Origin of the sequence: Myxosarcina sp. GI1 (assembly GCF_000756305.1) — a bacterium.
GTDB lineage: Bacteria > Cyanobacteriota > Cyanobacteriia > Cyanobacteriales > Xenococcaceae > Myxosarcina.
In genome coordinates this window covers 88344-101417 of sequence record NZ_JRFE01000017.1, presented here as the reverse complement: position 1 = coordinate 101417, position 13074 = coordinate 88344, and the positions used below count along the sequence as shown (strand labels likewise).

Genomic DNA, 13074 nt, shown 5'->3' with positions numbered 1-13074 from the left:
GCTACCAAAATGATAAGTATAGGATATCTTGTCCGATCGATTTTTTATATTTTGACTAATTACTATGACTATCGAAGAATTTTTGCAGTTAACTCCGCAACAGATAAAGAATTATCCTCTCGCACTACAGGCATTATGGTACGACTATCAAGAAGACTGGCATCGTTCTCACAAAACTATCGATACTGTTGGCGATAAGGATAGTGCTTGGGTTCATGCATACCTACACCGCAAAGAGGGAGATTTAAGCAATGCTAGATACTGGTATCGGCGCAGTGGTAAACCAGAATCTCGATCGAGTTTATCTGAGGAACGTCAACAGATTGCTAGCTCGTTGCTAGCAGAAGCCAAATAATATTAAATAAAGAGCATCATAATGACGGGAATTGTAGTTTTCGATATCATCGGCACTAGTTTTTCATTGGAAAAACCCCGACAGCAGCTTATTGCGTTGGGTGCGCCTCCCTATGCTCTAGAACTCTGGTTTGCTCAATCATTACGTGATGCTTTTGCCTTTTCTCATGCAGGTGAGTATCAGCCTCTCAAAGAGATTTTGCAGGCAGAATTACCCCGTACTCTCAAACTGCTCGATATTGAGCCAAATTCCGCGCAACTAGATCGAGTTATGAAAACATTTAGCGAGCTAGATTTGCAGCCTGGGGCAAAAGAAGCGTTTGCAATGTTAAGCGATGCGGGCTGGAAAATAGTTGCACTAACTAATGGCAGCCAAGAAGCTACTAATAAGTTATTGGAACGAGCGGCAGTAAAAAATTATTTTAGCGAAATTTATTCTTGTGATGCGATCGCTAAAACTAAACCCCATAGGGCTGTATATGAAATGATTCACACCGACAATTTAGAAAAAGTTTGGCTGGTTGCCGCTCATGCCTGGGATATTGCAGGAGCTAAACTTGCTGGCATGAAAACTGCTTTTGTCAGACAGTTAGAAAAAGATTATTTAGCAGTTTATCCTCAGCCAGAAATCGCAGTCGAAAATTTGCCTGAAGCTGCACGACAGATTATTAATGCTGCTAGTTGAAATTTTGGAATGATTGTAGGCGATCGCGATGGTCACCGTCATTCAGTTATACCAAAGCGAATAATGTTGGCGATAAATAAGCACCTTAAAAAAAGAGGCGAACTGCTGTTCGCCCTCACAAAATAATTAGCTATTTACTGTTTCTGGAGGATTAGAGGCAGAAGGACGACGAGAAATAACGCGATCGATTAAACCATACTCTTTAGATTCTTCAGCAGACATAAAAAAGTCTCTTTCGGTATCTTCGGCAATTTTCTCTAACGGTTGTCCTGTATGATCTGCTAAATGTTGATTGAGCTTGTTTTTAAGATAGAGAATTTCTTTTGCTTGAATTTCAATATCCGTTGCCTGTCCTTGTGCGCCACCTAAAGGCTGGTGAATCATAATGCGAGAGTTGGGCAAACTCATGCGCTTGCCTTTTTGCCCTGCGCTGAGAAGAAAAGCACCCATACTAGCTGCCAAACCGATGCAGATAGTACAGACATCGGGGCGAATTTGATTCATGGTATCGAACATACCCATTCCTGCCGATACCGAACCACCTGGAGAATTGATGTAAAGATAGATATCTTTTTCGGGATCTTCAGCTTCTAAAAATAGCAGTTGGGCTACTACTAAATTGGCAATCTCATCTGTTACCTGCTGACCGAGAAAGACAATTCTCTCTCTCAACAAACGCGAATAAATATCAAAGGCGCGATCGCCGCGTCCTGAAGTTTCAATAACGGTAGGAATCATACAGTTTTATCTCTAATACAGTTGTTTTGATTGTAACGATAATTAGAAGTTCGAGAGTGTGGATTTCTTTAGTTTACTGTTTAAAGATAACCGCTTCTACTTCGGCGATCGCTCGCTCTAAGTTTTCGTTAACAACTCGTACGTCAAACTCATCTTTAGCAGCAATTTCGTCTCTGGCTATCTTCAAACGTTGGGAGATGGATTCTTCAGAGTTTTTGCCCCTGTTTCTAATCCGACGCTCTAATTCTTCTAACGAGGGAGGTAAAATAAAAATTCTTAAAGCTTCGGGATAGGTTTTAGCAATCTGTCTGGCTCCTGCTAGTTCTATTTCCAAAAGTACTAATTTACCATTAGCAATCTGCTGTTTAACCTGTGTTTTTGGAGTACCGTAATAGTTTTCGGCATATTTTGCCCACTCTAAAAATTCGTTATTAGAGATCGCTGCTTCAAACTCTGACTTACTGAGAAAATAGTAATCTTTGCCTTCTATTTCGCCATCTCGCGGCTTTCTAGTAGTTGCAGAAACAGAAAGATGAATTTCTGAATGCCGTTGCTGAAGCGATCGCGCGATCGAGCCTTTACCAACACCGCTCGGTCCGACAATCGTAATTAACTTACCAGTTAACATACAAAAATTTAATTGACGTTGCTGTGAGTATCTTTATCTATAATAAAGCGATTAGCTACGGTTTCTGGCTGAATTGCCGACAAGACTACGTGGCAAGAATCAGTAATGATTACGGCACGGGTACGACGACCATAAGTTGCATCAATTAATTGTCCTTTTTCTCTGGCTTCGGTAATTATTCTTTTGATAGGTGCTGACTCTGGACTGACTATAGCAATAACTCTGTTAGCCGAAACTATATTTCCGAAACCAATATTAATCAATTGAATACTCATGATTGCTAACTGAGTTTATCTACAGTCTTAGTAATTTAGAAAATATAGTTTTAATCTTATAGATAAAAAATCTTATTTACAAGCAATATTAGATATAATTATGCTAATTTAAGTATTTTTTTGCTTTTTTTCGGTCTTTTGGCTCAAAATAGATTGATTTGTAGCTAGAATAACATTTACGAAGCCAAAGCAAACCCGAAGGCTTGTAACTAGACTGAGGTTTCACCAAACTCGATCGCGCCGACCTTCATTAGAAATTCTCATGCAACCTGTTGACTACACCACCCTAATGGCTGTCCGTGCCGAGTTAGTAAGAGACTGGATACCATCACGCATCGAACAGGTATTTCAGCGCGATCTGTTTACCATTGCCATAGCTTTACGCACCCTTAAAACTAAAGCCTGGTTGACTATCTGTTGGCATCCTCAAGCCGCCAGAATCAATATTGGCGAAGCACCACCGCGATCGCGAGACACTTTTACTTTTAGCGATCAATTACGACATCAGCTAAATAACTTAGCACTAATAGATGTTGCCGCAGTCGCTCCTTGGGAACGTGTTTTAGATTTACAGTTTGCCCAACGTCCTGGAGAAAAACCTCTATGGCATTTTTATACTGAAATTATGGGCAAATATAGTAACGCCATCTTAACCGATGCCAGTCTAAATATTGTTGCTCCAGCACGTCAAATAAGCTCCAGTCAATCGAGCGTTCGCCCCATCCAGACGGGAGCAAAATACGAACTCCCCCCACCTATTACTAAAACTGCGCCCAGGTTAGAAGAATCTTTTTCTAGTTGGCAAGAGCGAGTTAGTCTTATTCCTGGCAATCTCAAGCAGCAGCTAATTAATTCTTATCGTGGTTTGAGTCCTAAAGTAGCAGCAGAAATAATTAACTCTGCCCAACTATCTACTCAGCAATCTACCGCAGATTTATTGGAACGTGATTGGCAAGAGCTGTTCGACTATTGGCAAAAATGGCTAAAAAGTTTAGCTAATCGAGAATTTATTCCTGGTTGGACTAATGACGGCTATACAGTTCTCGGTTGGCAGAAAACTGAGTCAGTTAAAAATGTTCAAATTTTACTCGATCGCTATTATCGCGAGCAGTTAAACCAACAGCAGTTTCAACAGCTACATCATCAACTAAGTCAAAAACTTAATAGTCTGTTGGAAAAAGCAATTCGCAAAGCCGATACTTTTAGCCAACGCTTGGCGCAGTCGGCAGATGCCGATATTTCTCGCCAACAAGCCGATTTATTAATGGCAAATCTTTACAAATGGCAACCTGGAATGAAGTCAATCGCTCTATCTGACTTTGAAACTGGCGAACCTATTAAGATTAAGCTCAACCCCGAACAAAACGCCGTCACCAACGCTCAATCTCTATATAAACAGCATCAAAAGCTCAAACGTGCTAAGGATGCTGTTAGACCTTTACTGGCAGACACAGAGGCAGAAATTAACTATCTTCAACAGGTAAAAACTGCTTTAGAGCGTTTGGAAAACGACTGGAATGCTAGCGATAATAAACGAAGCAATCGCAGCTTAGAAGATTTACAAGCACTTCAAGAAATTCGTCAAGAACTAGTTCAGCAAAGCTATTTAACTTCCGAACGCCAGGAAGATACTCGCCAAGATAACAAAGACTTTCAACCCTATCGCTACACTACACCATCGGGATTTGAACTGTGGATCGGTCGTAATAATCGTCAAAACGATTGGCTGACTTTCCGCATTGCTAACGAATACGATCTCTGGTTTCATACCCAGGAAATTCCTGGCAGTCATGCCTTACTGCGCTTAGAACCAGGAGCGATTCCAGATGAAAAAGATCTTCAGTTTGCCGCTAATTTTGCAGCTTATTACAGTCAGGCACGTCAGAGCGAGATAGTTCCTGTAGTTTATACTCAGCCCAAACACGTTTACAAGCCTAAAGGTGCCAAACCGGGGATGGCAATCTACAAACAAGAAACAGTTATTTGGGGTCGTCCCCAAACGGTAACTAAAAATTAGTTTGGTAAAATATTTATTCTTGTTCCCAAGTCTGAATTAATTTATTACGCATATTTTCTATTTGCAGATCTCCTTCTGGCAGATCGCTCAAGCGAATATCTATTTCTAAAACATTATTAATTCTAGTTGTTTTCTCCCAGGTTTTTGTTTCCGACCGAGATTGATATTCATAACGAAAAGTCAAAGTCTCAGCGTTGACATCTAAAATTTCTACGTCTTTGACCCAACCTTTACCACTTTGAATATATAGCCAGACATGGGGCTTGCCAATTAGCTCTCTAAGTTTGCTTTCCATAACAATTTCTAATTTCACTCACAGACTACTTTGCTGTGAAACAAACATCTACCTCAAGATAGATTTCTAATTTTTAACATTAATTGTCGACTCTGTAAACATCAGGCAATAAGATTTCAAAACCTTTAAGACCGCAGACATTATTCGAGTACTATCTTATTAGTCGCAATTTTGCATAACCCAAATGAGAGAACTATATCCGCCTATCGAACCTTACAATCAAGGCAAATTAAAAGTTTCTCAACTACACACCATTCATTACGAAGAATCTGGCAATCGTGAAGGCAAGCCTGTAGTTTTTTTACATGGCGGTCCCGGTGGCGGCATTACTTCTATGTACCGTCAATATTTCGATCCGCAAAAGTGGCGTATTGTGATGTTCGACCAAAGAGGTTGCGGACAAAGTACGCCTTATGCAGAATTGCGCGAAAATACTACTTGGGATTTAGTTAGCGATATCGAACAACTGAGACAACACTTAGATATCGAGCGATGGGTAGTATTTGGCGGTAGTTGGGGCAGTACCTTAGCTTTGGCATACAGTCAAACCCATCCCCATAGTTGCAAAGGTTTAATTCTGCGTGGCATATTTATGTTAAGGCGATCGGAAATACGCTGGTTTTATCAAGAAGGAGCGAGTAATATTTATCCCGATGCCTGGCAAGAATATCTCAAGCCAATTCCGCTAGAAGAACGTCACGATTTGTTATCGGCTTTCTATAAAAGATTGACTAGTAAAGATAAAGCTACCCGCTTAGAAGCGGCGCGTGCCTGGGCAATTTGGGAAGCCAGCACCAGTAAATTAATTCCTTCTCAAAAATCGATCGCTCGCTTTGGTATGGCAGAATTTGCCGAAGCTTTTGCTCGTATTGAATGTCATTATTTTGTCAATAAAGGTTTTTTAGAACGAGAAAATCAACTAATAGAAAATGTCGATCGCATTCGTCATTTACCTGGAGTTATCGTTCAGGGAAGATACGACGTTGTTTGTCCGATGATTACCGCCTGGGAACTCCATCAAGTATGGCAAGAAGCCGAATTTACTGTAGTTCCCGATGCAGGACATTCTGTATCCGAACCAGGGATCGTACATGCTTTAATCGCAGCAAGCGATCGCTTTGCCAAATTATAATCCACACAGAACATGGAATTAATTTGATAATTTAATAGTTTTTTTGGGAATCATAACTTCAAAGAGTTAAATTACTATTTTTTTTAGGTATGACTCAAAAGTTAAATCCCGCCCAATTATTATTTGAGTCATCCAGTTCCAACGAAACTGGCTGTCTTCAGTTTAATGGGGAATCTGTATCTTGGAGAGTTTATCTGCAAGCAGGGAAGCTAAAGTATGCTGACTGTTCGATTCAGTTAATGGCTGAATTAAAGTATTACTTACTTCGCCAAGGTTGCAAAGCTGCTGCTGCTGCTTTAAAAGATATGCCCCCTCTGTATCTCAAGACTCAAGCAAAGATGGAGCAAAACTCTTCTGGTCGAAGTCTTTACCAACAGACACTATTATGGCTATTGAAAGAAAAGCATATCGATCGCCTGCAACTTTCTCAACTCTTAGAAGAAATTACTCAAGATTCTCTAGAATTCTGTTTTTGGTTAACTGAAGGAAATTTTAATTGGAATAGAGATGAGTCAAATCCAGCTTGGATTAGAGAACAAATTGGTGAATCTCTATCTTTAGACATAGCAGATTTAATTAACTTTTTAAAGCAAAGACTCACTAAATGGCAAAATTGTGCTTCGAGTTTGCTTTCTCCCCATCAGCGACCCTACATTCTAGATTACCGAGACATTAACAAATCGCCTTCATCGGGAACTTTATCTCAACAGGCACTCAACGAACTCGCACAGATGATGCGGCGTGGCTTGAGCTTTCGCCAACTTTCAATAGTTCTCAATCGCGACGAATTGCACATAGCTCAAATCTTGTCGCCATATATCGAAAAGAAAGTAATTCACTTGCGAAATCCGCAGTCACCTTTGGATAAATTACCCGATATTCCCAGGCTTTTAGCTAAAGAGAAGTTGTCTCAAGCAAGTAAAACTTTCAAAATTGCCTGTATTGATGATAGTCCGACAATTCTTAACGAAATGCAGCGTTTTCTAGAAGAAGACAGATTTGAAGTTACGGCAATTGACGATCCAGTTCAGGCTTCGGCGGTTATTTTCCGACTCGAACCAGATCTAGTTTTAATGGATATTACCATGCCTCGAATCAATGGTTACAAACTCTGTAGCTTATTACGCAGTAGCAATGTTTTTAAAGAAACTCCTATTGTCATGGTAACTGGTAATACAGGCATGATTGACAAAGCTAGAGCCAAAATGGCTGGTGCGACAGATTATTTGACCAAGCCATTTACCCAGGAAGGTTTGATGAATATTGTTAATAAATATCTCCAGCAAATTTAGTTGGATATTTTACTAACTATATTAAGACAATTTTGTTTACCTAACTATTATTAATAATTACAAAGGAAAAATCATGAAAACAATTTTAATCGTAGACGATACTAAATCTGAATTAGATTTGATGGTGCATTATGTTACCCAAGCTGGCTACACCATCATCACCGCTCAGGATGGAGAAGAAGCATTAGAAAAAACCTTTGCCAATAAACCAGATGCCATTATCACCGACTGGATGATGCCCAAAATGGGTGGACTGGATATTTTACGTCAATTAAAGAAAAATCCCGAAACGGCGATAATTCCCGTAGTTGCCTGTACGGCTAAAGACCGCGATGTAGATCGGATGTGGGCAAAAAAACAGGGGGTTAAGGCATACGTTACCAAACCCTGTACTAAAGAGCAATTAATAAGTGCACTTGAAGAGGCAATGGGATAGAGAACTATGTCAACGTCTACACCAGCAGCTAAACTGCAACAGATTTTACCAGAGCTATTTCAAGCCAAGCGGACTTCAGGGGAACCCTATTTGCGTTTTCAACTTACTTCAGAGATAACGGCATTAGTATCAATGAAGAATGTGCAGGAGTCACTATTGGTAGCAGCAGAAAAAATTACGCCGCTGCCTAATATGCCCGAATCATTTATCGGTATAGTTAATTCGCGCAATCATGTTTTTAGCATTATTGACTTGGCACAAATGTTGAAGCTGTCTTCTACTCCTCTTTCCACCAGGCAGTATCACACAATCGTACTGCAAACATGGTCGGCGTTATCACAGCAAACATCTCTTATTGGCATGGCGGTAAATCGCATTCAGGGGATTACTCGCTTTACCGAAGAGCAGCTAGCCTCACCTTTAGAAGACTTTCCAGCTAGCTTAACTCCCTATCTTCATGGATGTGTAGATGAGGGTGAGAAACGTATTTTAGTTTTATCTGCCGAGGAAATTGCCACAGCTTCACCTTTACTCTCATCCCACTCAGTAATTACCTAAACAAAAAACGATTTTTTGTTGATTTACCGTTATTTATTTTCGGTATTCTTATGTCGAGATGGGAGTAACTAAGTAAATCATTTTTATTAGTAACTTCTAAATACACACAACATCCAATTATTAGTTTATTTGCGGTTAAAAAGGTATATTTTCTATGATTGAAAATCAGTATTCCGAAACCAATCCAAACTTAGAGCGAACTTCAGACACAGTAGATACTTCCATAAAACTTGCTAAAAACTTGAAGCGTAATTTAGAAAAATATTTTACTCTTAAAACCAAAGCAACACTATTTGCAATCGCCATTGGAGTAATTCCAATAGCAATAGTAGGATATTTGGCACATAATGTCACCAATCGTTCGCTATCGGAACAAATTAATCAAGAACAGTTAGAAAAAACCGAATTAGCTGCCGACAGCGTTACGAGGTTTTTAGAAGATCGCATTCGTGAAGTTGATAGTTTAACTAAAAATCCGCTATTTATCGATTCCAAACTTAGACAAGCAGCTACCCTCGAAGAAAAAACCGCAGTTTTAGACAGCTTTGCTAATGAATTAAAATACTACAACAGTATTTTGTTTTTTGACCTCAAGGGCGATCTTTTATTTCAAGCCAGTATAGAAGAACCATATACAGGAAATTATGGCGGTAATGCCTATTTTCAAGAAGCGATCGCAACTAAATCTATTACTATTAATGGTCCTGGTATTTCTTCGAGTTCGGGACAGCTACGGGTAGAATTTGCCGCACCAGTTCAAGACCGAGAAACAGGAGAATTAGTAGGAGTTATCAGAGCTAAAGTTCCTGGTAATTATATTAATAGCCTTTTTGAAGTCTATGAGAAAAAAAACGAACATTGGAGTCTTATTAATGCAGAAGGAACTATTTTTGCTGGGGATAGAGAAGAACTTTTAAATCAGGAAATTGCTACTCGCTTTCCAGAAATCCAAAAATTTCATGAAGAAAGAGAAGTTGGCACAACAACCACTGTCTATCAAGCTATCACAGAGTCAGAACCGATTAGTGAAACTGATATACACGAACACGACAATGACATTGGTAAAAAACAACTAGTAAGTTATGTGCCAGCAGAAAGTCCAGAGCGTTTCCCCAACCTTCACATTGGAACGATAATTGCCAAACATGAAGATATTGCACTAGCTTCCATAAAACAATTAGATAGGACTTTATTTTTAGGATCGGCTATAGCAGCAATTTTAGTGGCGGCAATCGCAGCATATATAGCCAATCGCGCCACAGTTCCCATAGTCAATGCTGTTACAGCAGTTAAAAAAATTGGTAGTGGAGAACTCGATACTCGTCTTGCAGTGACTACACAAGACGAACTAGGAGAATTGAACGCCAATATTAACTTAATGACCGAACAAATTCAAAACTCATTAAAACAGCAACAAGCACTAACCGACGAGCAGCGTCAAGAACGCGAACGTCTGGAACGAGAAATTTTTGTGATGCTCGATGAAGTTAGCGGCGCAATGGAAGGGGATTTAACCGTTAGAGCCAGTTTGACCTCTATGGAAATGAGTACGGTTGCCGATTTATTTAATGCCATTATCGATAGTTTGCAGGAAATTGCGATCGCAGCTAAGCAGTCTACTGGTCAGGTTGGTTCGGCTTTAAAAGAAAATGAAGAGTCAATTCGGCGGTTAGCCGAACAAGCGATCGCCGAAGCCGAAGAAACTCGCGATACGCTTAAATCTGTTGCCGCAATGTCTCAGTCGATTCAGGCAGTAGCAGAAAATGCCAACCAGGCAGAATCGATTGTTAACGATACATACAATACGGTAGTTAACAGCACCAGCAGTATGGACTCTACAGTAGACAGTATTCTGGCACTGCGGACTATTGTGGCTGAAACAGCAAAAAAAATGAAGCGTTTGGGGGAATCTTCCCAAAAAATCTCTCAAGCTGTCTCGTTTATTGAAGAAATCGCTCTAAGAACTAACGTACTTTCAATTAACGCTACTGTAGAAGCCGGACGTGCGGGCGAGTACGGAGAAGGATTTACCATCGTTGCCGAACAGGTAGGTGCATTATCAGAACAGTGCGCCGCAGCAACTAAAGAAATTGCCAGTATTGTGGCAACAATTCAGGCAGAAACACAAGATGTCAACCAGGCGATGGAATCGGGTACGGCACAGGTAGTAGAAACTACGCGCTTAGTAGAATCAACCAAACAGAGCTTAAATCTGGTACTAGAAAAATCTCAGGCAATTAACCAGTTGATGGGTTCTATCTCTCAAACCACCGTGTCTCAGGCAGATACTTCCCAAAGTATAACAAGCCTAATGCAAAAAATTGCTCGCTTATCTAGCACTACATCCAAATCTTCTCAGGAAGTAGCAGAATCAATTGCTGCAACCGCTCTGGTAGCCCAAAAGCTAGAGTCTACTGTAGCTCAGTTTAAAGTAGCCGAATTTACTCAAGCTATCGATCGCTCATCTCAATCAATTTCAGGTTAATCGCATTACTGCCTGACTTCTACTGCAATGTTGGGCGATCGCTAATAACTATAATAAATGACCTAACTTAAGATTTATGAAAAAACCATTATTTAAAACTTTACAATTTCGCCTACCTTTTTTAGTGTTACTGGGAGTTATTCCCACAACCATAATCGCGATCGCTTTTACTAGTTCTAATGCTACTAAAATCATTCGGCAAGACACTAAAGAACGTCTGGCATTAAAAGCACAATCTCTCGATGATAACGTCTCTAGATGGACGCAGATGAATGTTCTGGCTCTAAAAAATCTGGCACTACAACCAGGTATTCGTAGCCTCGATCCCCAACAACAAACAGCGGTTTTAGAAACGATTCCCGATACCTACGAATATATTTATTTGGCTCATACTACCGATCTTACAGGTCTAAATATAGGTCGTAGCGATGGCAAACCTGCCAATAATTATCCAGATCGTCTTTGGTTAAAAGAGGTCAAAGCAGGTAACAAAATGTTTTTGCAGACTTTAATTGGGAAAACTAGCCAGAAACCAACTCTGTGTCTGGCTGCTCCCATTGAAAAACAGACAATTTTATCGGGTGTAGCCGTTATCTGTAGTGTATTAGAAGAGTTAACCAAACAAGTTGGTGCGATTGAGTTTGGTAATACTGGCTATGGTTTTGTGGTTGACGAACAAGGTCGTATTTTAGGGCATCCTAACAGCGAACTAACTTCTGGTGATGAACTAACAGACTATAGTAACTATCCTCCCGTAGCCAATTTATTAGCTGGCAACGAAGGTTACTTTACCTTTAGCGATGAATCAGGAACAGAATGGCTATCTCATGGCACACGCTTGGATAATGGTTGGGGAGTATTTGTTCTCCAGCAGAAATCAGAAGCTTTTTACAAGGCAAGACAGTTTCAACAAGTGGCAACGGCGAGTGCTGTTTTAGCCATATTAGCGGTAGGCATTATAACCTGGCTACTCGCTAGTCGTTTGACCAAACCGATTGGTGAAATTACAAAAGCAGCCACTAGTTTGGCAGAAGGCAATTTAGACCAAACGGTCGATATCGATCGCGAAGATGAAATCGGAACTTTGGCTGATTCTTTTAATAAGATGGCACATCAGTTAAGAGAATCTATTAGCAGTATAGAAACTAAAGCCGAAGAACAACGCCAGCAAAGAGAACGGCTAGAAACAGAAATTGCCAAACTTTTAGAAGATGTTAGCGACGCAACAGCAGGCGATTTAACCGTCAGAGCCAGTTTATCTTCGTTAGAACTCGGTACGGTTGCCGATTTGTTTAATGCCATTATTGATAATTTACAAGATATTGCCATCGAAGCCAAGCAGTCCTCTGGTCAAGTAGGTTCGGCTTTAAAACAAAACGAAGAAGCAATTCGACACTTAGCCGAACAAGCGATCGCAGAGGCACAAGAAACTCGCGATACCTTGATTTCCGTCGAACAGATGTCCCAATCGATTCAGGCAGTAGCGGCAAATGCCAATCAGGCGGAACAGATTGTTAACGATACCTACGATACGGTTGTCAATAGCACTAATAGTATGGACTCGACGGCGAACAGTATTCTCGCGCTGCGGAATATCGTCAGTGATACAGCAAAAAAAATGAAGCGTTTGGGTGACTCTTCAGAACAAATTTCGCGAGCCGTTTCTTTTATTGAAGAAATTGCTCTAAAAACCAACGTACTTTCAATTAATGCCAGTGTAGAGGCAGATCGGGTAGGAGAATACGGACGGGGATTTACGATTATTGCCCAACAGGTCGGTGCGTTAGCAGAGCAATGTACTACAGCAACTAAGGAAATTGCTGGCATTGTGGCAACAATTCAGGCAGAAACCAAAGAAGTCAACCAGGCTATGGAATCTGGTACGGCACAGGTAACAGAAACTACGCGCTTAGTAGAATCTACCAAACAAAGTTTGAACCTGGTACTAGAAAAGTCACAGGCAATCAACCAGTTAATGGGTTCGATTTCTCAAACCACCGTATCTCAGGCAAACACTTCGCAAAATGTGACTAGCTTAATGCAGAAAATTGCTCGTTTATCGGAAATGACCTCTCAATCTTCTAAGGAAGTAGCCCAATCAATTGTCGAAACAACTCAAGTAGCTCAAAAGCTAGAGACGGCAGTAGCTCAGTTTAAAGTAGCCGAAGTATCTTGAGTA

Annotated in this window: 13 protein-coding genes; 9 read left to right on the top strand and 4 right to left on the bottom strand. The window is 40.4% G+C overall.

The features are described 5' to 3' along the window. The first annotated feature begins 64 nt into the window (after positions 1-64). Entirely contained in the window at positions 65-355 is a 291-nt protein-coding gene (locus tag KV40_RS13310) for a hypothetical protein (RefSeq protein WP_036482176.1), read from the top strand. Positions 356-376: 21 nt separating this feature from the next. Further along, positions 377-1039, top strand: coding sequence for an HAD hydrolase-like protein (locus KV40_RS13305; RefSeq protein WP_036482174.1), 663 nt, complete (start codon positions 377-379; stop codon positions 1037-1039). 126 nt (positions 1040-1165) lie between these two features. Here KV40_RS13305 and clpP read toward each other — a convergent pair whose 3' ends face one another. The 3 genes from clpP to remA all read right to left on the bottom strand — a co-directional run bounded on the left by clpP (position 1166) and on the right by remA (position 2680). Further along, the gene (clpP, locus tag KV40_RS13300) at positions 1166-1777 is read right to left on the bottom strand and encodes an ATP-dependent Clp endopeptidase proteolytic subunit ClpP (RefSeq protein ID WP_036482172.1); all 612 of its coding nucleotides are present in this window, start codon (positions 1775-1777) and stop codon (positions 1166-1168) included. Between the two features lie 73 nt (positions 1778-1850). After that, a complete protein-coding gene (gene gmk / locus KV40_RS13295; RefSeq protein WP_036482169.1) occupies positions 1851-2405 on the bottom strand; it encodes a guanylate kinase in 555 nt (184 codons plus the stop codon). An 8-nt stretch (positions 2406-2413) separates the two neighbouring features. Further along, the gene (remA, locus tag KV40_RS13290; protein WP_036482168.1) at positions 2414-2680 is read right to left on the bottom strand and encodes an extracellular matrix/biofilm regulator RemA; all 267 of its coding nucleotides are present in this window, start codon (positions 2678-2680) and stop codon (positions 2414-2416) included. A gap of 262 nt (positions 2681-2942) precedes the next feature. On the opposite strand from remA, the gene KV40_RS13285 reads away from it, so the two are divergent. Next, on the top strand, positions 2943-4697 hold the full coding sequence (locus KV40_RS13285; protein ID WP_036482167.1) for an NFACT family protein: 1755 nt from the start codon (positions 2943-2945) through the stop codon (positions 4695-4697). Between the two features lie 13 nt (positions 4698-4710). On the opposite strand, the gene KV40_RS13280 is transcribed toward KV40_RS13285, so the two are convergent. Next, the gene (locus KV40_RS13280; RefSeq protein ID WP_253274251.1) at positions 4711-5010 is read right to left on the bottom strand and encodes a DUF6679 family protein; all 300 of its coding nucleotides are present in this window, start codon (positions 5008-5010) and stop codon (positions 4711-4713) included. A 166-nt stretch (positions 5011-5176) separates the two neighbouring features. Between KV40_RS13280 and pip the strand changes: the two genes are divergently transcribed. From pip to KV40_RS13250, 6 genes are all read left to right on the top strand, one after another. Further along, positions 5177-6124 (top strand): prolyl aminopeptidase, encoded by a 948-nt coding sequence (pip, locus tag KV40_RS13275; protein ID WP_036482165.1) that lies wholly within the window; start codon positions 5177-5179, stop codon positions 6122-6124. Between the two features lie 89 nt (positions 6125-6213). Continuing rightward, the gene (locus tag KV40_RS13270) at positions 6214-7416 is read left to right on the top strand and encodes a response regulator (protein ID WP_036482163.1); all 1203 of its coding nucleotides are present in this window, start codon (positions 6214-6216) and stop codon (positions 7414-7416) included. Between the two features lie 73 nt (positions 7417-7489). Then, positions 7490-7852: a response regulator gene (locus tag KV40_RS13265; RefSeq protein ID WP_036482161.1), complete on the top strand. Its 363-nt coding sequence runs from the start codon at positions 7490-7492 to the stop codon at positions 7850-7852. 6 nt (positions 7853-7858) lie between these two features. After that, positions 7859-8410 (top strand): chemotaxis protein CheW, encoded by a 552-nt coding sequence (locus tag KV40_RS13260; protein WP_036482158.1) that lies wholly within the window; start codon positions 7859-7861, stop codon positions 8408-8410. Positions 8411-8564: 154 nt separating this feature from the next. Beyond that, the gene (locus KV40_RS13255; RefSeq protein WP_052055617.1) at positions 8565-10895 is read left to right on the top strand and encodes a methyl-accepting chemotaxis protein; all 2331 of its coding nucleotides are present in this window, start codon (positions 8565-8567) and stop codon (positions 10893-10895) included. Between the two features lie 76 nt (positions 10896-10971). Continuing rightward, positions 10972-13071: a methyl-accepting chemotaxis protein gene (locus tag KV40_RS13250; protein ID WP_036482155.1), complete on the top strand. Its 2100-nt coding sequence runs from the start codon at positions 10972-10974 to the stop codon at positions 13069-13071. Positions 13072-13074 lie beyond the last annotated feature (3 nt).